Here is a 16,732-nt window from a genome sequence, read left to right as displayed (position 1 = left end):
CATATTGACACGTTACTAATTTGGAACATAATGGACGCATGGATGACGTCTTCGCCGCCCTGTCCCATCCCGTCCGGCGAACGGTGCTTGATCTGCTGCGGGAGCGAGATGGCCGGACGCTGGGCGAGCTGGAGCAGGCGCTGAAGCCGCACACCACCCTCACCCGCTTCGGCGTGATGAAACACCTCAAGGTGCTGGAGGAAGCCCATCTCCTCCTGACCCGGAAAGTGGGCCGCGAGAAGCACCACTACCTCAACCCGCTTCCCATCCGGCTGGTCGCCGACCGCTGGATTTCCCGTTATGCCGAGCCGCACGTGGCGGCGATGACTGGCCTGAAGCTTCTTTTGGAGACCAATCCAATGCGTTCCACCGCGCCGAAGCACGTCTACGAGCTTTTCATCAAGGCGACGCCTCAAGCCCTGTGGGACGTCCTTACCGACGACACCAAGACGCCGCTCTACGAGCATTTCAACATGACCAGCCGCACCGAATGGCGGCCCGGCGGCGCGCGGACCTATTACATGGGCGACCGGCAGGTCATCGCCTGCACCATCCTGGACATGGACCCACCCCATCGCCTTGTCCTGTCCTTCCACGCCCAGTGGGCACCGGACGTGGCGGCGGATCGGCCTTCGCGGGTGACGTGGGAGATCGCGCCGGTCGGCGCTGATGCCTGCAAGCTGACGCTCACCCACGATGACTTCGACGGAGAGACGGCAACCTCCAAGGCCGTGGTGCATGGCTGGCCGGAAGGATTGTCGCGGCTCAAGACCCTGGTCGAGACGGGCGAGCCCTTCCAGCTGGCCGCGCCGGCCGCCTGACAGGCTGCGCCGCGAGCGCTTCCCGGCGACGTGGATACCGGTTCGCGCCTGCAAAACGCGTCAGGCCGAAGATCCGGAGCGTCTCCCCTAGTCCCTGGAAGCGGGAGACGCCCTAGGCGCGCGCCTCCGGCAGGAAGCAGCGGCCACCCTCGCCTTCCGGCATCTGCGGCAGGAAGCTGCCGCCCTCCCGGGCGAGGAAATCCAGCAGCGCCCGCCCCGCCGGCAGCAGGCGCTTCTCCTTGGCCCGCACCACCAGCCACTGGCGCACCACCGGCAGGCCCTGCACCTCCAGCACCTTCAGGCGCCCGTCCGCCACCTCGGCCGCCACCGTGTGGGCGGAGATGAAGGACAGGCCCAGCCCCGCCATCACCGCCTGCTTGATGGTCTCGTTGGAGCCGATCTCCATGGCGATGGCAGGCTGGGCCACGCCCGCCTCCTCGAACACCCGCTCCATGAGGATGCGGGTGCCCGATCCCGGCTCGCGCACCAGCAGGGGCTCCTTCGCCAGGTCCATGGGGGAGATGCGCTGGCCGATGAGACGGTGCTCGGGCGGGGCGATGACCACATGGGGGTGATCCCCAAGAATCTCGGTCTTCGCCTCCAGCGCCGCCGGGGGACGGCCCATGATGGCCACGTCGAAATCGAGGCTCACCAGCCCGGCGATGATCTCTTCCCGGTTGCCGATCATGAGCTTCAACTCGATCTCGGGGCGGCGCTTGCGGAATGCCGCCAGCGCCATGGGCGCGAAATACTTCGCGGTGGAGACCACCCCCACCACCACCGATCCGCGATCGGGGCTTTTCAGGGCCGCGATTGCCCGCTCCGCTTCCTGGAGGGCGTGGGCGATTCGGTGCTGGGCGGCCAGAAGCTCCGCGCCAGCGGCGGTCGGTCGCAGCCGGCCGTCCACCCGCTCGAACACCGGCACCCCGAGGTCCTCCTCCAGAGCCTTCATCTGCGCGGTCACCGCCGGTGGGCTCAAACCCATGTCCTGAGCGGCCTTGGCGTAGGAGCCGGAGGCGGCGGCGAGGGCCACCAGCCGCAGCTGCTTCAGGGTCCAATGGGTAGCCATTTCAGATTTCCTGAATGCTTAGTTCATATCATTCAAATTTACCTAAATCAGGCGATGGAGCAAGGTCCCTCCAACAAGCAAGGAGGGCCGCCATCATGGGTGCCGACGCCGCCATCGGGCAGATCAAGGACGCCAAGAAGAGGTACGCCGCCGGCGTGCTCAAATATGCCCAGATGGGCTATTGGGACGGCGACTACCAGCCGAAGGACACCGATGTCCTGGCCCTGTTCCGCATCACGCCGCAGGACGGCGTGGACGCGGTGGAAGCCGCTGCGGCGGTGGCGGGCGAAAGCTCCACCGCCACCTGGACCGTGGTGTGGACCGACCGCCTCACCGCCGCCGACATGTACCGCGCCAAGGCCTACAAGGTGGAGCCGGTGCCGGGCCAGCCGGGCCAGTATTTCTGCTGGGTCGCCTACGACCTCGACCTGTTCGAGGAAGGCTCCATCGCCAACCTGACCGCGTCGATCATCGGCAACGTCTTCTCGTTCAAGCCGCTCAAGGCCTGCCGCCTGGAAGACATGCGCCTGCCGGTGGCCTATGTGAAGACCTTCCGCGGCCCGCCCACCGGCATCGTGGTGGAGCGCGAGCGCCTCGACAAGTTCGGCCGGCCGCTGCTCGGCGCCACCACCAAGCCCAAGCTCGGCCTCTCCGGCAAGAACTACGGCCGCGTGGTCTATGAGGGGCTCAAGGGCGGCCTCGACTTCGTGAAGGACGACGAGAACATCAACTCGCAGCCCTTCATGCACTGGCGCGACCGCTTCCTCTACTGCATGGAGGCCGTCAACAAGGCCCAGGCCGAGACCGGCGAGGTGAAGGGGCACTACCTCAACATCACCGCCGGCACCATGGAGGAGATGTACCGCCGCGCCGAGTTCGCCAAGGAGCTGGGCTCCGTGGTGGTGATGGTGGACCTCATCGTGGGCTGGACCGCGATCCAGTCCATCTCCAACTGGTGCCGCGAGAACGACGTGCTGCTGCACATGCACCGCGCCGGCCATGGCACCTACACGCGCCAGAAGGGCCACGGCATCTCGTTCCGCGTCATCGCCAAGTGGCTGCGCCTCGCTGGCGTCGACCATCTCCACACCGGCACCGCGGTGGGCAAGCTGGAAGGCGACCCCATGACCGTGCAGGGCTACTACAACGTCTGCCGCGAGACCGTGACCAAGACCGACTACACCCGCGGCATCTTCTTCGACCAGGACTGGGCCGGCCTGCGCAAGGTGATGCCGGTGGCCTCCGGCGGCATCCATGCCGGCCAGATGCACCAGCTCATCGACCTGTTCGGCGAGGATGTGGTGCTGCAGTTCGGCGGCGGCACCATCGGCCATCCCGATGGCATCCAGGCCGGTGCCATCGCCAACCGCGTCGCGCTGGAAACCATGATCCTGGCCCGCAACGAAGGCCGGGACATCAAGAACGAGGGTCCCGAAATCCTCATCGAGGCCGCCAAGTGGTGCCGTCCGCTGCGCGCCGCCCTCGATACCTGGGGCGAGGTGACCTTCAACTACGCCTCCACCGACACGTCCGACTTCGTTCCCACCGCGTCCGTGGCCTGAGGAGAGGAACCATGCGCATTACCCAAGGCACCTTCTCCTTCCTGCCGGATCTCACGCCGGCCCAGGTCCGCGCCCAGGTGCAATATTGCCTGGACCAGGGCTGGGCGGTCTCGGTGGAACACACGGACGACCCGCACCCGCGCAACACCTATTGGGAAATGTGGGGCCCGCCCATGTTCGACCTGCGCGACGCCGCCGGCGTCGTCGGCGAGATCGACGGCTGCCGCAACGCCTTCCCCACGCGCTATGTGCGGGTGAACGCCTTCGACTCCACCCGCGGGTGGGAGACGGTGCGCCTGTCCTTCATCGTCCAGCGCCCGCCGGTGGAAGACGGCTTCCGCCTGGAGCGCACCGAAGGCCCCGGCCGCAGCCAGCACTATTCCATGCACCACCGGCAGTATTCCGCCGGCTGACCGAACCGACTGACGTCTTATCGCTTCACCAGCGCGGCCGTTCCCACCGCGCAACTTAAGCCGAGGTTCGAGCGATGCTCAACACTGCCTTTTCCGCACCGACCGCCGCGTTGCCGGCCGAGGCCGCCGAGGGCCAGCTCGACCTCGGCGCTCTCTTTACCGAGAGCGAAGTGCCTGAATTCCTGGCCGAACTTGAGGCCGACCTCATCGGCCTCAAGCCGGTCAAGCGCCGCATCCGCGAGATCGCGGCCCATCTCGTCATCGGCCGCGCCCGCGAAACGCTGGGCCTGACCTCCGGCGCGCCGACCCTGCACATGGCCTTCACCGGCAATCCCGGCACCGGCAAGACCACCGTCGCCCTGAAGATGGCGCAGATCCTCCATCGCCTGGGATATGTGCGACGTGGTCATCTTGTCTCGGTGACGCGGGACGATCTCGTGGGCCAATATATCGGCCACACGGCACCGAAAACAAAAGAGATTCTTAAGAAAGCCATGGGCGGGGTCCTCTTCATAGACGAGGCTTATTATCTGTACCGGCCCGAGAACGAGCGGGATTACGGTCAGGAAGCCATCGAGATCCTGCTCCAGGTCATGGAAAACCAGCGGGACGATCTGGTCGTGATCCTCGCCGGCTACAAGGACCGCATGGATCGCTTCTTCGAGAGCAATCCGGGCTTCCGCTCGCGCATCGCCCACCACATCGACTTCCCCGACTACGAGGACGCCGAATTGGTCTCCATCGCCAGGACCATGGCGGAGGCGGCCGACTACACCTTCAGCCCGCAGGCCGAGGTGGCGCTGGAGGAATACGTCACCAAGCGCCGGGCGCAGCCCAATTTCGCCAATGCGCGGTCCATCCGCAACGCCCTCGACCGCATGCGCCTGCGCCTGTCGCTGCGCCTGTTCGAGGACGGGGGCCTGGCCGACCGCGCCGCGCTCTCCACCATCACCGAAGGCGACGTGCGCGCCAGCCGTGTGTTCTCCGGGGGCATCGATGCCCCCGACTACAAGCCCCGCAACGCCTGAAACAGGCTGCGGGACCAAAAACACCGATGACGGCCCGCCGAACGGGTCGCGCGGAGAAGACCCTCAGGGAGACGACCGCCATGCCAACCGCCGATCATCGCGCCGCACCCGGAATCACGCTTGCCTGCGCGCTCGAGGAATGGGCGGGCGAGGACGCCCGCCGCCGCGATGTCGCCGCGACCCTCAACGCGCTCGCCGCAGGCACCATCCAGATCGCCCGCGCCATTGCCGAGGGTCCGCTCGCCGGCGACCTCGCACGCACCCTCTCGTCCGGTGAAGCGGGCGAGGGCCAGAAGGCGCTCGACATCATCTCCAACGACATGGTCATCGACGCCCTGCGCAAGGCCCCGGTGGCCGCCGTCGCCTCGGAGGAGAACGACGCGCCGGTGCTGCTTGATCCCGAAGCCCCGCTGCTGGTGGCCATCGACCCGCTGGACGGCTCGTCCAACATCGACACCGACATCTCGGTGGGCACCATCTTCGCCGTGTTCCCGCACCAGGACGGCACCGACGCGGCAAGCGTCACCGCCTTCCTGCAGAACGGGCGCGACATGCTCGCCGGCGGCTATGTCATCTACGGGCCTCACACCGCGCTGATGCTCACGGTGGGCGCCGGCACCTGGCACTTTGCCCTCGACCGGGACGGCTCCTTCCGCCTCGTGAACGCGGCGGTGCGGGTGAAGGAAGACGCCGCCGAGTTCGCCATCAACATGTCGAACTACCACCACTGGGACGATCCCATCCGCGCCTATGTGGACGATTGCCTGGCCGGCAGGAAGGGCCCGCGCGAGCGCGAGTTCAACATGCGCTGGGTGGCGTCAATGGTCGCGGATGCGCACCGCATCTTCCAGCGCGGCGGCATCTATCTGTATCCCGGCGACGGCCGCAAGGGCTACACCCACGGCCGCCTGCGCCTGCTCTACGAAGCCTTCCCCGTCGCCTTCCTGATGGAACAGGCCCAGGGCTCGGCCATCGACGGGCGCAGCTCCATCCTCGACCTCTCGGCCACCGGCGTGCACCAGCGCGTGCCCTTCATCTTCGGCTCGCGCGACGAGGTGGCCCGCGCCGCCCGCTATCACCTGGAGCCCTCGGGCCACGGCGAGCGCTCACCGCTGTTCGCGCGGCGCGGCCTGTTCATCTGATCCCGGCAGCCAAGACAAAAGAAGAGCCGAGCACTCCATGTCCATCAAGCATCCCATCATCGTCGTCACCGGTTCGTCGGGCGCCGGGACGACCTCCGTGAAGCGGACCTTCGAGCAGATCTTCTACCGCGAGAAGGTCAAGGCCGCCTTCGTGGAGGGCGACGCCTTCCACCGCTACAACCGCCTGGAAATGCGCGAGCTGATGGCCGCCGAGGCCACCAAGGGCAACCGCCACTTCAGCCATTTCTCGCCCGACACCAACCTGCTCGACGAGCTGGGCACCCTGTTCAAGGACTATGGCGCGACCGGCGCGGGCCGCACCCGCCACTATGTCCATGACGCCCAGGAGGCCAAGCTTTACGGCGCCGAGCCCGGCAACTTCACCGACTGGGAAGACGTGGGCGCCGGCACCGACCTGTTGTTCTACGAAGGCCTGCACGGCGCGGTGGTGACCGACGACATCAACCTGGCCCAGCATGCCGACCTGAAGATCGGCGTGGTGCCGGTGATCAATCTCGAATGGATCCAGAAGATCCATCGCGACAAGTCCACCCGTGGCTATTCCACGGAAGATGTCACCGACACCATCCTGCGGCGCATGCCCGATTACGTGCGCTACATCTGTCCGCAATTCACCGAGACCGACATCAACTTCCAGCGGGTGCCGACGGTGGACACCTCCAACCCGTTCGCCGCGCGCTGGATCCCGACGCCGGACGAATCGATGGTGGTGATCCGCTTCCGCGACCCCCACGGCATCGATTTTCCCTACCTGCTGTCGATGATCCACGACAGCTTCATGTCGCGGGCGAACTCCATCGTCATCCCCGGCAACAAGCAGGATCTGGCCATGCAGCTGCTTTTGACGCCGCTGATCATGAAGCTGATCGACCGGAAGCGCCGCGCCGGCTGAGGCGCGGCAGGTTTCCCCTTCCCCGCGCCGGGGGAAGGGTGAGGGGGAGGGCGGCACGTCCGGGAGCCCAGCCTTAGGGGCATTTCGGACGCGTGGCTGCCGCCCTCCCCGCCTCCCCTTTGCGGCGACACGATTTTCCTCCCCGCGCAGGGGAGACACGCGGGGGGTCTGGTGCCGCCGCCTTCGCGATCCCTGACCGACGACCATGGCACCCCCCTCCCCACCCCTCCCCCGCGCCGGGGAAGGCGGGACGATCGCGAAGGGGCAATGAAGGTTGAAGGGAGACGAGCCATGACTGCTCACGCCAGCACCGCCAAGGCCATGACGGCAGCAAGCGCCACCACCGCCGACGCCGTCCCCACGCTGGACCGCAGCCCCGGCTCCCTCGCCTGGCCGGTGACGGCGGCCTTGCGCGCGCTCGCCATGGATGGCGTGGAGCAGGCGAAATCCGGCCATCCCGGCGCGCCGCTGGGCATGGCGGACATCTCCGCCGTGGTGTGGCGCGAGCACCTGCGTCACAATCCCGCCGATCCCGCATGGCCCGACCGCGACCGCTTCGTGCTGTCCAACGGGCATGGCTCCATGCTGATCTACGCGCTGCTCCACCTCACCGGCTACGACCTGCCGGTGGCGGAGCTGAAGCGCTTCCGTCAGGTGCATTCGCGCACCCCCGGCCATCCCGAATACGGCATGACGCCGGGCGTGGAGACCACCACCGGCCCGCTGGGCCAGGGCCTCGCCAATGCGGTGGGCATGGCGCTGGCGGAAAAGACGCTGGCCGCCCAGTTCAACCGGCCGGGCCTCGCCATCGTCGATCACCGCACCTTCGTCTTCCTCGGCGACGGCTGCCTGATGGAGGGCGTGAGCCATGAGGCCTGTTCGCTCGCCGGCCGGCTCGGCCTCGGCAAGCTCGTCGCCTATTATGACGACAACGGCATCTCCATCGACGGCAAGGTGGAGGAATGGTTCGCCGACGACACCCCGGCCCGTTTCGAAGCCTATGGCTGGCACGTGGTGCGCAACGTGGACGGGCACGATCCCGCCGCCGTGCGCGCCGCCACCGAACAGGCGCTGGCCGAGACCGGCAAGCCGTCGCTGATCTGCTGCAAGACTGTCATCGGCCGCGGTGCGCCCACCAAGCAGGGCCACCAGGACACCCACGGTGCCCCGCTCGGTCCGGACGAGATCGCCCGCACCCGCGCCGCCATGGGCTGGGATTACGCCCCCTTCGAGATCCCGGACGACATTTACGCCCAGTGGGACGCCCGCAAGGTGGGCGCCGCGCGCCAGCAGGCGTGGGAAGCCCGCATGGTCGCCTATGAGCGCGCCTATCCCAAGGAGGCCGCCGAGTTCCGCCGCCGCCTGAAGGGCGACCTCTCCCCGGTGTTCGCCGACACCTATGCGGCGGCGCTGAAGACCACTTTGGAGAAGGCCGAGACCGTGGCGACCCGCAAGGCGAGCCAGCAGGCTCTCTCAGCCCTGGCCCCCGCCGTGCCGGAATTTCTCGGCGGCTCGGCAGACCTCGCCCATTCCAACCTCACCACCTTCCCCGGCGCGGTGCCGGTGACGCGAGACCCGGCGGGCAACCAGATCTATTATGGCGTGCGCGAGTTCGGCATGTCGGCCATCGCCAACGGCATCGCTTTGCACGGCGGCTTCATCCCGTTCGTGGCCACCTTCCTGGTGTTCTCGGACTATGCCCGCAACGCCATGCGCATGAGTGCGCTCATGGGCCAAAGGGTGATCTACATTCTCACCCATGATTCCATCGGCCTCGGCGAGGACGGCCCCACCCACCAGCCGGTGGAGCATGTGGAAAGCCTGCGCCTCATCCCGAACCTGGACGTGTGGCGCCCCTGCGACACGGTGGAGACGCTGGCCGCCTGGCATGCGGCGCTGACCCGCACCGACGGTCCCTCCGCCCTCATCCTGTCGCGCCAGAACCTGCCCATGTGGCCGCGCTCGGCGGCGCAGGTGGAGGCCATCGCCGGCGGCGGCTATGTGCTGCGCGAGAGCGAGGGGGTCGCCCGCGCCATCCTCGTCGCCACCGGCTCCGAGGTGAAGCTGGCGGTGGCAGCGGCAGAGGCACTGGACACGGCGGGCATCGCCACCCGCATCGTCTCCATGCCCTGCCGCGAGCGGTTCGAGGCTTTGACCGAGACCGAGCGCGCCGCGCTGTTCCCGAAGGGCGTGCCGGTGGTGGCGGTGGAAGCGGGCGTCACCCGCGGCTGGCGCGGCCTCACCGGCACCCGCGAGGAGGGCGTCACCGTCATCGGCATCGACCGCTTCGGCGAATCCGCCCCCGAGAAGGATCTGTGGCCCCTGTTCGGCTTCACCGTCGAGAAGGTGGCCGAAGCCGTGCGCCGCGCGGTGGGGTGAGGGTTGGGCCCTCCTCCCGGGAGAGGGGCGGTCCCTGAACGAACGATCTTGCGAACCCGAAAGGAGAGGACAATGGCCCTCGTTTCCATGCGCCAGCTGCTCGACCATGCGGCGGAGCTTTCCTACGGCCTGCCGGCCTTCAACGTGAACAACATGGAGCAGGTGAAGGCGATCATGGACGCGGCCCGCGCCACGCGCTCGCCGGTCATCCTCCAGGGCTCGGCCGGCGCGCGCAAATATGCCGGCGAGGCGTTCCTGCGCCATCTCATCGCCGCCGCCGTGGAGGCCTACCCCGAGATCCCGGTGGTGATGCACCAGGACCATGGCGCCTCCCCCGCCGTGTGCATGGGCGCCATCAAGTCCGGTTTCTCCTCGGTGATGATGGACGGCTCCCTGAAGGAAGACGGCAAGACCCCCGCCGACTATGACTACAACGCCGCCGTCACCGCCAAGGTGGTGGAACTGGCCCATGCGGTGGGCGTCTCGGTGGAGGGGGAGCTGGGCTGCCTCGGCTCGCTGGAGACCGGCAAGGGCGAGGCCGAGGACGGCCACGGCGCCGAAGGGGCCCTCGACCACGACAAGCTGCTCACCGATCCGGAAGAGGCGGCCCAGTTCGTGAAGGCGACCCAGTGCGACGCGCTGGCCATCGCCATCGGCACCTCCCACGGCGCCTACAAGTTCACCCGCAAGCCCACCGGCGACATCCTCGCCATCGATCGGGTGAAAGCCATCCACCAGCGCATTCCCACCACCCATCTGGTGATGCACGGCTCGTCCTCGGTGCCGCAGGAGCTGCTGGAGGAGATCCGCACCTATGGCGGCGACATCCCGGAGACCTACGGCGTGCCGGTGGAGGAGATCCAGGAGGGCATCCGCTACGGCGTGCGCAAGGTGAACATCGACACCGACATCCGCCTCGCCATGACCGCCGGCATGCGCCGCGTGGGGGCGAAGAACAAGAGCGAGTTCGACCCGCGCAAGTTCCTCGCCGCCGCCATGGAAGAGGCCAAGAAGGTGTGCATCAATCGCTTCGAGGCGTTCGGCGCCGCCGGCAAGGCGGACAAGATCCGTCCCATCGAGCTGGACGACATGGCCAAGCGCTACGCTTCCGGTGAGCTGGCGCAGGTGGTGCACTAGCCTGCGGAGGCTCCGGGATCGTATAGGAGTTCAAAGAGAAAGCCGTCATGCCCGGGCTTGACCCGGGCATCCACGCAGGGCCACCCGCGCGACATCATTCAGTTGGCGCCCGGCCGCGAGACGTGGATGGCTGGGTCAAGCCCGGCCATGACGGACTGTTTCGAGACGATGCGCGGGGCACTGCTTCCAGCTGCGCGCCAAGATACTGCAGGAGACCCCCATGGCCCGCGCTTATCCCATCATCGCCCCGTCCATCCTCTCGGCCGATTTCACCCGCCTCGGCGCCGAGGTGGAGGCGGTGCTTGAGGGCGGTGCGGAATGGATTCACTTCGACGTGATGGACAATCATTACGTCCCCAACCTCACCATCGGCCCGCTGGTGCTGCAGTCCCTGCGCAAGGTGACCAAGGCCTTCGTGGACGTGCACCTGATGGTGAAGCCGGTGGACGGCATGATCGAGGCCTTCGCGGGCGCCGGTGCCGACCTCATCTCCTTCCATCCGGAGGCCAGCGAGCATGTGGACCGCTCGCTCCAGCTCATCCGCTCCAAGGGGGTGAAGGCGGGCCTGGTGCTCAATCCGGCGACGCCGCTCTCGGTGCTCGACTACACGCTGGACCAGCTCGACCTGGTGCTGGTGATGTCGGTCAACCCCGGCTTCGGCGGGCAGGCCTTCATTCCCGGCGCCCTCGACAAGCTGAAGGCCATCCGCGAACGCATCGACGCCTCGGGCCGCGACATTCGCCTTGAGATCGACGGCGGCGTGAAGGTGGACAATATCGGCGCCATCGCGGCGGCCGGGGCCGACACCTTCGTGGCCGGCAGCGCCATCTACGGCGCCAAGGATTATGGCGCCACCATCGCCGCCATGAAGCGCGAGATCGAAAGCGCCACGGGAACCGCCGCGGCGGCTTGAGTTTGGACCGGCATTACCGTCGTCATGCCCCGGCTTGACCGGGGCATCCACCTTTCCGCAATCTGCATCCAGAAGGCCGCCGGCCGACCCGGTCGAAGCATGGATCCCCCGGTCAAGCCGGGGGATGACGGCGCGACGATGCGCCGGCGGTGGCAAATCGGGGAGCGCCCGTCCCTCCCCAATCCTCCCCGCACGCGGGAGAGGGAGCAAGACCGCGCCCTATCCCTTCCGCGTGAGCAGGAACACCGCCTGCTCGCCGAGCAGGTTCCACACCCACCACGGCATGTTCACCCGCACCCGGTGGCCGGATGAGTCCAGCGCCACCGCCCGCTCGATGCGCGCGTCCAGAAGCTCCGCCAGCGCCACAAAATCGCGGATGGTGCAGAAGTGGATGTTGGGGGTCTCGTACCAGGACATGGGCATGTTGTCGGTCACCGGCATCCGGCCGTTGACCATGAGGTCCAGCCGCGAGCGCCAGTGGCCGAAATTGGGGAAGGACACCACCGCACGGCGGCCGATGCGCAGCATCTGCTCCAGCACCCAGCGCGGGCGGCGGGTGGCCTGCAGGGTCTGGCTGAGGATGACATAATCGAAGGCGTCGTCGGGATAGTGGGCAAGGTCCACGTCGGCGTCGCCCTGAACCACGGCAAGGCCGCGCGCGACCCCGGCATTCACCCCCTCACGGGACAGTTCGATGCCGCGCGCATCGCAGCCCCGCGTGGTGGCCAGCAGCTCCAGCAATTCGCCGTCGCCCGCGCCCACATCGAGCACGCGCGAGCCCGGCGCCACCATCTCCGCCACGACCACGAGATCGACGCGCCCGCCCTGCAGGCGCACCACGCCCTCGTCCAGCACCGGTTCGCTGAGCGCAGTTTCCCTGAGCGCCATCTCAGGCCTGCCGTGCCGCCGGCAGGCCGAAGGCCCGCGCCGCGCTGTCGAGAAAACCGCGGGTGATGGCGGTCAGCTCCGGCTCATGCAGCAGGAAGGCGTCGTGGCCCTTGTCGCTATCGATCTCGGTGAAGGACACGTTCGCCCCCGAGGCGTTGAGCGCATGGACGATGGCGCGCGAATCCTCGGTGGGGAACAGCCAGTCCGAGGTGAAGGAGACCACGCAGAAGCGCGTCTTCGAGCCCCGGAAGGCATTGGCCAGCACGCCGCCATGGTCGGCGGCGAGGTCGAAATAATCCATGGCGCGGGTCACGTAGAGATAGGAGTTGGGATCGAAGCGCTGCACGAAGCTTTCGCCCTGGTGCCGCAGATAGCTTTCCACCTGGAAGTCGGCATCGAAGCCGAAGGTGGGCATGTCGCGGTTCTGCAGGCGCCGGCCGAACTTGTTGTGCAGGGACTGATCCGACATGTAGGTGATGTGGGCCGCCATGCGCGCCACGGCGAGCCCGCGATGGGGCGTCACCCCCTCCGCGAGATAGCGCCCGCCGCGCCAGTCGGGATCGGCCATCACCGCCTGGCGGCCGACCTCGTGGAAGGCGATATTCTGCGCCGAATGGCGCGCGCCGGTGGCAATAGGCAGGGCCGAGAACACCCGCTCGGGATAGCTCGCCGCCCATTGCAGCACCTGCATGCCGCCCATGGAGCCGCCAGCCACGCACAAGAGCTTGTCGATGCCCAGATGGTCGAGCAGCATGGCCTGGGCGTTGACCATGTCGCGGATGGTCACCACCGGCATGTCGAGCCCATAGGGCTGGCCGGTCAGGGGATTGGTGGAGGCCGGCCCGGTGGTGCCCATGCAGCCGCCCAGCACATTGGCGCAGATGACGTAGAAGCGCTCGGTGTCGATGGGCTTGCCGGGGCCCACCAGCGTCTCCCACCAGCCCGGCTTGCCGGTGACGGGATTGAGGCTGGCCGCATGCTGGTCGCCGGTCAGCGCGTGGCACACCAGGATGGCGTTGGAGCGCGCCGCATTGGGCTCGCCATAGGTCTGGTAGGCGATCTGCAGGTGCGACAGCTCCACCCCCGCGTCGAGCTTGAGCGGGTTGCGGGCGCCGAAGCGCGCCACCGGGGAGTGGGGGTCGTCCGCCTCGCGCCGCGCCTGGAGGACGGAGGCTCCGGCGGAGTCTTGCAGGGCGACATCCTGTTGGACGAAAGAAGTCATGGGCGAACCAAGCGACGCGGGCGCGCACCTGTCAAGCGCAGGCACAGGCGCCGTGGAAACGGAGCGGAACAGGCCGCGCGCGGCAGAAAGCCGTGCAGCGCACCAGATAGATGGGCGACCTTCGCAAAATTGTAAGCCGGCGTGTGGATAAGTAGCCCGCCGCAGGGACCGCCGGAGCATCCTGTCGCCTCATGCCAGAAGCGCAGGGGCACGCGCACCGGACTGGTGTTCAGGGTCGGCGGGTGGGGGGAGAAGATGAAGGATCCGGTTCAGAAGACCATCGGCTACCGGCTGACCCATACCGCGCGGCTGCAAAAGGCGCTGTCCGCCCGGCTGCTGGCGACGCTGGGCCTGTTTCCGGGTCAGGAAGCGGTGCTGAAGCTGTTGTGCGAACAGGACGGCCGCACCATGGGCGACCTCGCCGGCGCCCTGCGGGTGCGACCGCCCACGGCGTCCAAGACCATCGCCCGGCTCACCACCCAGGGCCTGGTGGAGCGCCGCACCACCGATGGCGACGGCCGGTTGGTGCGGGTCTTCCTCAGCGAAGCCGGCCGCGAGCGCGGCGCCTCCATCGACAGCGTGTGGGAGCAGCTCGAGGGCGAGATGGTGGCCGGGCTCGACAACAAGGAAAGGAAGCGCCTGCGCAAGCTCTTGCGCAAGGTGGAGAAGAACCTCGCCCACCGCCTCGGCACCGACGGCGGTGTCGACGACGAGCCGGACCTCGGCGAGGACGACGACGACAACTGAGGCCTGCCCCGCATGCCGTTTTCGGGGGAATTGCGGGACCGTCAGGGACGCTGCGTGTCTCGGCCCGAAAGCCTGTGCCCCTCGGCGCTTCGGCGACTGACAGCCTGGGTGGTTCGCAGGTGTCGCCTGGCGGCGTTCCGCTATCGCAGTCCGGCTGGTCCGCTCCGCACTCCGGTTTCCGTCTTTCCTGAAAGCGGCACAGACACTCTGGCTATTTCAATCGATTAGAGACAGACTGCGCGCCGAGGCATCCAACGCCCGCAAGCGCGTTCAGGATGGATTTCGACGCATGTGACCGGTCGCCCTTTCCGCAACAGGACAGGCGGGCGGGCGCATCGTGTCCGAGTTGGGAGGCGGACCTTTACAGGGGTGAAATCCCGGCGGGTCCCGCCCTCCTGCACCAACAACGGCCGGCACGGCCGCTCAAGACGGGGGAAACATGTCCAACGCCATCGACCTCAAGGACCGCATCGCCATCGTCACCGGCGGTGCGCAAGGCATCGGCCGCGCCGTGGTGGAGCGCTTCATCGCCTCCGGCGCCCGCGTCGCCATCTTCGACCGCAACACGGACCTCGCCATGAAGACCGCCGACGAACTCGGCCGCGCTCGCGTCATGCCCGTGACCGTCGACGTGACCAAGCTGCAGGCCGTCGAGCAGGGCGTCGTCGAGGTGATCGCCGCATTCGGCAAGATCGACATCCTCGTCAACAATGCCGGCATCGCCGGCCCCAACATGAAGCTGTGGGACTATCCCGAGGACGCCTGGCACCAGGTCATGGCCATCAATGTGGACGGCCCCTTCTTCTGCTGCCGCGCCGTGGCGCCGCACATGATCGCGAAGGGTTACGGCCGCATCGTCAACGTGGCCTCCATCGCCGGCAAGGAGGGCAATCCCAACGCCTCCGCGTATTCGGCCTCCAAGGCCGCCGTCATCGCCCTCACCAAGTCGCTGGGCAAGGAACTGGCGGAATACGACATCGCCGTGAACTGCGTGACGCCGGCTGCGGCAAAGACGGCCATTTTCGACCAGCTCAGCCAGCAGCACATCGACTATATGCTCTCGAAGATTCCGCGCGGGCGATTCCTGGCCGTGGAGGAGGCGGCGGCCACCATCGCCTTCGCCGCCTCGGCCGATTGCTCGTTCACCACCGGCGCCGTGTTCGACCTGTCGGGCGGCCGCGCCACCTATTGAGACCGAATTTGCCATGCGTGCGCCGGAAGACACCCCAGCCGTTCCGGCGCACGCCCCCACCCTGGCTCATGCGCCCTATGCCGGCATCGCCCTCATGTGCGTCGCCGTGGCCAGTTTCGCGGTCACTGACACAACGGCCAAGTGGCTGAGCGGACATATTAATGTGTTCGTCGTGGTGTGGGCGCGCTATGTCATCCACTTCGCCTGCTCGCTGGTGGTGTTCAATCCCTGGACTGTGCCCGGCCTTCTGAAGACGCGCCGCCCGCTGCTGCAGATCGGCCGTTCGGCCATGCTGTTCCTGACCACTGCGCTCAACTTCACGGCGCTCCAGGTGCTGCAGCTGGACCAGACCGTCTCCATCATGTTCTCGGTGCCGTTTTTCGTCGCCTTGTTCGCCGGCCCCCTGCTGGGGGAGCGGGTGGGCGTGCGGCGGTGGTGCGCCATCCTGGTGGGATTTGCCGGCATCCTTCTGGTGGTGCGGCCGGGAGCCGGCGGCATCCACCCCGCCGCCATCCTGTCCCTCGGTGCCGCGGCCACCTACGCGCTCTACGCCATCACCACCCGCATGCTGGCCAAGAGCGATTCGAGCGCCACGACACTGTTCTATTCGTCGCTGGTCGGCTCGGTGGCAGCGAGCCTGCCCTTGCCGTTCGTGTGGGAGACGCCGCGCGATCCCTTGGTCATCGGCGCGATGCTGGAATTGGGCATGGTCGCTGGCGTCGGCCATTTCCTGTTGATTCTCGCCCACGCCCGGGCACCTGCGGCGACGCTCGCGCCTTATATCTACACGCAGATCATCGCTATGATCGCACTGGGCTGGCTGGTGTTCGGCCAGGTGCCGAGCGCCTGGACCCTCGCCGGCGCAGGCGTTGTCATCGCCTCGGGCGCCTATCTCTTGGTGATGGAATCCCGCAGCCGCCGCGCCTGAGAGATGCGGCCAAAACCTTGGGATGGATGTCGTGCGGGTTCGCGTGCGCCTGGCGCACGCGTCAGAGCCGTTGGGCGTTCTTCATGTGCCTGTGGCCCTCGCGGACGGCGGAAGATTTCCTAATGGATGAAAATGTCGAGGCAGCGTTCGCCGCCCACCTTGAGCATTTTGAGCCCGACCCCGGCGATCCTGCCCTCGCGTAGCAGCATGGGATCGACGGCGCGGCTATCAGCCGGGTGGCCCAGAGCCTGCTGCTCGCCAACCGGCTTGTGCGGGAGGCTGCTCGGGCGCTCGCGCGTTGCGTTCGGCCGTGAGCATTGGCGCCTCGGCGGTGCCTGAACGCACAAAGCCCCCGTCGCTGTGCGACGGGGGTTTTGT

General features: G+C 67.5%; 16 protein-coding genes. 12 read left to right on the top strand and 4 right to left on the bottom strand.

The window, feature by feature from the left end; all coding sequences use genetic code 11:
• Positions 1 to 38 precede the first annotated feature (38 nt).
• Positions 39 to 821 carry an ArsR/SmtB family transcription factor gene (locus tag V5F66_RS21975; protein ID WP_394054015.1) on the top strand — a complete coding sequence of 261 codons (783 nt, stop codon included), beginning with the start codon at positions 39 to 41 and terminating at the stop codon, positions 819 to 821.
• A gap of 112 nt (positions 822 to 933) precedes the next feature.
• Here the strand turns inward: V5F66_RS21975 and V5F66_RS21970 are convergent, their stop codons facing one another.
• On the bottom strand, positions 934 to 1,890 hold the full coding sequence (locus V5F66_RS21970) for a LysR family transcriptional regulator (RefSeq protein WP_394094724.1): 957 nt from the start codon (positions 1,888 to 1,890) through the stop codon (positions 934 to 936).
• Positions 1,891 to 1,985: 95 nt separating this feature from the next.
• On the opposite strand from V5F66_RS21970, the gene V5F66_RS21965 reads away from it, so the two are divergent.
• From V5F66_RS21965 to rpe, 8 genes are all read left to right on the top strand, one after another.
• Positions 1,986 to 3,452, top strand: coding sequence for a form I ribulose bisphosphate carboxylase large subunit (locus V5F66_RS21965; RefSeq protein ID WP_012113941.1), 1,467 nt, complete (start codon positions 1,986 to 1,988; stop codon positions 3,450 to 3,452).
• An 11-nt stretch (positions 3,453 to 3,463) separates the two neighbouring features.
• Positions 3,464 to 3,865 (top strand): ribulose bisphosphate carboxylase small subunit, encoded by a 402-nt coding sequence (locus tag V5F66_RS21960; protein ID WP_282642596.1) that lies wholly within the window; start codon positions 3,464 to 3,466, stop codon positions 3,863 to 3,865.
• A gap of 74 nt (positions 3,866 to 3,939) precedes the next feature.
• Entirely contained in the window at positions 3,940 to 4,893 is a 954-nt protein-coding gene (gene cbbX / locus V5F66_RS21955) for a CbbX protein (protein ID WP_394094723.1), read from the top strand.
• 80 nt (positions 4,894 to 4,973) lie between these two features.
• A complete protein-coding gene (locus V5F66_RS21950; RefSeq protein ID WP_049775896.1) occupies positions 4,974 to 6,035 on the top strand; it encodes a class 1 fructose-bisphosphatase in 1,062 nt (353 codons plus the stop codon).
• Between the two features lie 37 nt (positions 6,036 to 6,072).
• Entirely contained in the window at positions 6,073 to 6,948 is an 876-nt protein-coding gene (locus V5F66_RS21945; RefSeq protein WP_012113937.1) for a phosphoribulokinase, read from the top strand.
• Positions 6,949 to 7,239: 291 nt separating this feature from the next.
• Positions 7,240 to 9,327, top strand: a complete 2,088-nt coding sequence (tkt, locus tag V5F66_RS21940; RefSeq protein WP_394094722.1) for a transketolase — start codon at positions 7,240 to 7,242, stop codon at positions 9,325 to 9,327.
• A 72-nt stretch (positions 9,328 to 9,399) separates the two neighbouring features.
• Positions 9,400 to 10,464 (top strand): class II fructose-bisphosphate aldolase, encoded by a 1,065-nt coding sequence (fba, locus tag V5F66_RS21935; RefSeq protein WP_394004250.1) that lies wholly within the window; start codon positions 9,400 to 9,402, stop codon positions 10,462 to 10,464.
• Between the two features lie 220 nt (positions 10,465 to 10,684).
• Positions 10,685 to 11,377, top strand: coding sequence for a ribulose-phosphate 3-epimerase (gene rpe, locus V5F66_RS21930; RefSeq protein WP_012113934.1), 693 nt, complete (start codon positions 10,685 to 10,687; stop codon positions 11,375 to 11,377).
• A gap of 219 nt (positions 11,378 to 11,596) precedes the next feature.
• Here the strand turns inward: rpe and metW are convergent, their stop codons facing one another.
• On the bottom strand, positions 11,597 to 12,265 hold the full coding sequence (gene metW, locus V5F66_RS21925; protein WP_394009539.1) for a methionine biosynthesis protein MetW: 669 nt from the start codon (positions 12,263 to 12,265) through the stop codon (positions 11,597 to 11,599).
• A 1-nt stretch (position 12,266) separates the two neighbouring features.
• Positions 12,267 to 13,487, bottom strand: coding sequence for a homoserine O-acetyltransferase MetX (gene metX / locus V5F66_RS21920; RefSeq protein WP_012113932.1), 1,221 nt, complete (start codon positions 13,485 to 13,487; stop codon positions 12,267 to 12,269).
• 255 nt (positions 13,488 to 13,742) lie between these two features.
• Between metX and V5F66_RS21915 the strand changes: the two genes are divergently transcribed.
• The 3 genes from V5F66_RS21915 (at position 13,743) to V5F66_RS21905 (ending at position 16,354) form a co-directional block, all read left to right on the top strand.
• Positions 13,743 to 14,234, top strand: a complete 492-nt coding sequence (locus V5F66_RS21915; RefSeq protein WP_394054020.1) for a MarR family winged helix-turn-helix transcriptional regulator — start codon at positions 13,743 to 13,745, stop codon at positions 14,232 to 14,234.
• Between the two features lie 439 nt (positions 14,235 to 14,673).
• Positions 14,674 to 15,426, top strand: a complete 753-nt coding sequence (locus tag V5F66_RS21910) for an SDR family NAD(P)-dependent oxidoreductase (protein ID WP_394094721.1) — start codon at positions 14,674 to 14,676, stop codon at positions 15,424 to 15,426.
• A gap of 13 nt (positions 15,427 to 15,439) precedes the next feature.
• The gene (locus V5F66_RS21905; RefSeq protein WP_394094720.1) at positions 15,440 to 16,354 is read left to right on the top strand and encodes a DMT family transporter; all 915 of its coding nucleotides are present in this window, start codon (positions 15,440 to 15,442) and stop codon (positions 16,352 to 16,354) included.
• A gap of 119 nt (positions 16,355 to 16,473) precedes the next feature.
• On the opposite strand, the gene V5F66_RS21900 is transcribed toward V5F66_RS21905, so the two are convergent.
• Positions 16,474 to 16,732, bottom strand: a 259-nt coding sequence (locus V5F66_RS21900) for a hypothetical protein (protein WP_394094719.1), incomplete at its 5' end; no start/stop codon positions are given.

Source organism: Xanthobacter versatilis, from assembly GCF_043193975.1.
Lineage (GTDB): Bacteria > Pseudomonadota > Alphaproteobacteria > Rhizobiales > Xanthobacteraceae > Xanthobacter > Xanthobacter autotrophicus_E.
The sequence above is the reverse complement of the archived record's forward strand: the minus strand, read 5'-3'. Positions and strand labels throughout refer to the sequence as shown.

What these genes read in the sequence shown, in the direction of transcription:
- fba (WP_394004250.1), top strand. Translation starts at nt 9,400, where the DNA reads ATGGCCCTCGTTTCCATGCGCCAGCTGCTCGACCATGCGGCGGAGCTT.
- V5F66_RS21975 (WP_394054015.1), top strand. Translation starts at nt 39, where the DNA reads ATGGATGACGTCTTCGCCGCCCTGTCCCATCCCGTCCGGCGAACGGTG.
- V5F66_RS21905 (WP_394094720.1), top strand. Translation starts at nt 15,440, where the DNA reads ATGCGTGCGCCGGAAGACACCCCAGCCGTTCCGGCGCACGCCCCCACC.
- V5F66_RS21945 (WP_012113937.1), top strand. Translation starts at nt 6,073, where the DNA reads ATGTCCATCAAGCATCCCATCATCGTCGTCACCGGTTCGTCGGGCGCC.
- V5F66_RS21965 (WP_012113941.1), top strand. Translation starts at nt 1,986, where the DNA reads ATGGGTGCCGACGCCGCCATCGGGCAGATCAAGGACGCCAAGAAGAGG.
- V5F66_RS21910 (WP_394094721.1), top strand. Translation starts at nt 14,674, where the DNA reads ATGTCCAACGCCATCGACCTCAAGGACCGCATCGCCATCGTCACCGGC.
- V5F66_RS21960 (WP_282642596.1), top strand. Translation starts at nt 3,464, where the DNA reads ATGCGCATTACCCAAGGCACCTTCTCCTTCCTGCCGGATCTCACGCCG.
- metX (WP_012113932.1), bottom strand. Translation starts at nt 13,487, where the DNA reads ATGACTTCTTTCGTCCAACAGGATGTCGCCCTGCAAGACTCCGCCGGA.
- rpe (WP_012113934.1), top strand. Translation starts at nt 10,685, where the DNA reads ATGGCCCGCGCTTATCCCATCATCGCCCCGTCCATCCTCTCGGCCGAT.
- metW (WP_394009539.1), bottom strand. Translation starts at nt 12,265, where the DNA reads ATGGCGCTCAGGGAAACTGCGCTCAGCGAACCGGTGCTGGACGAGGGC.
- cbbX (WP_394094723.1), top strand. Translation starts at nt 3,940, where the DNA reads ATGCTCAACACTGCCTTTTCCGCACCGACCGCCGCGTTGCCGGCCGAG.
- V5F66_RS21950 (WP_049775896.1), top strand. Translation starts at nt 4,974, where the DNA reads ATGCCAACCGCCGATCATCGCGCCGCACCCGGAATCACGCTTGCCTGC.
- V5F66_RS21970 (WP_394094724.1), bottom strand. Translation starts at nt 1,890, where the DNA reads ATGGCTACCCATTGGACCCTGAAGCAGCTGCGGCTGGTGGCCCTCGCC.
- V5F66_RS21915 (WP_394054020.1), top strand. Translation starts at nt 13,743, where the DNA reads ATGAAGGATCCGGTTCAGAAGACCATCGGCTACCGGCTGACCCATACC.
- tkt (WP_394094722.1), top strand. Translation starts at nt 7,240, where the DNA reads ATGACTGCTCACGCCAGCACCGCCAAGGCCATGACGGCAGCAAGCGCC.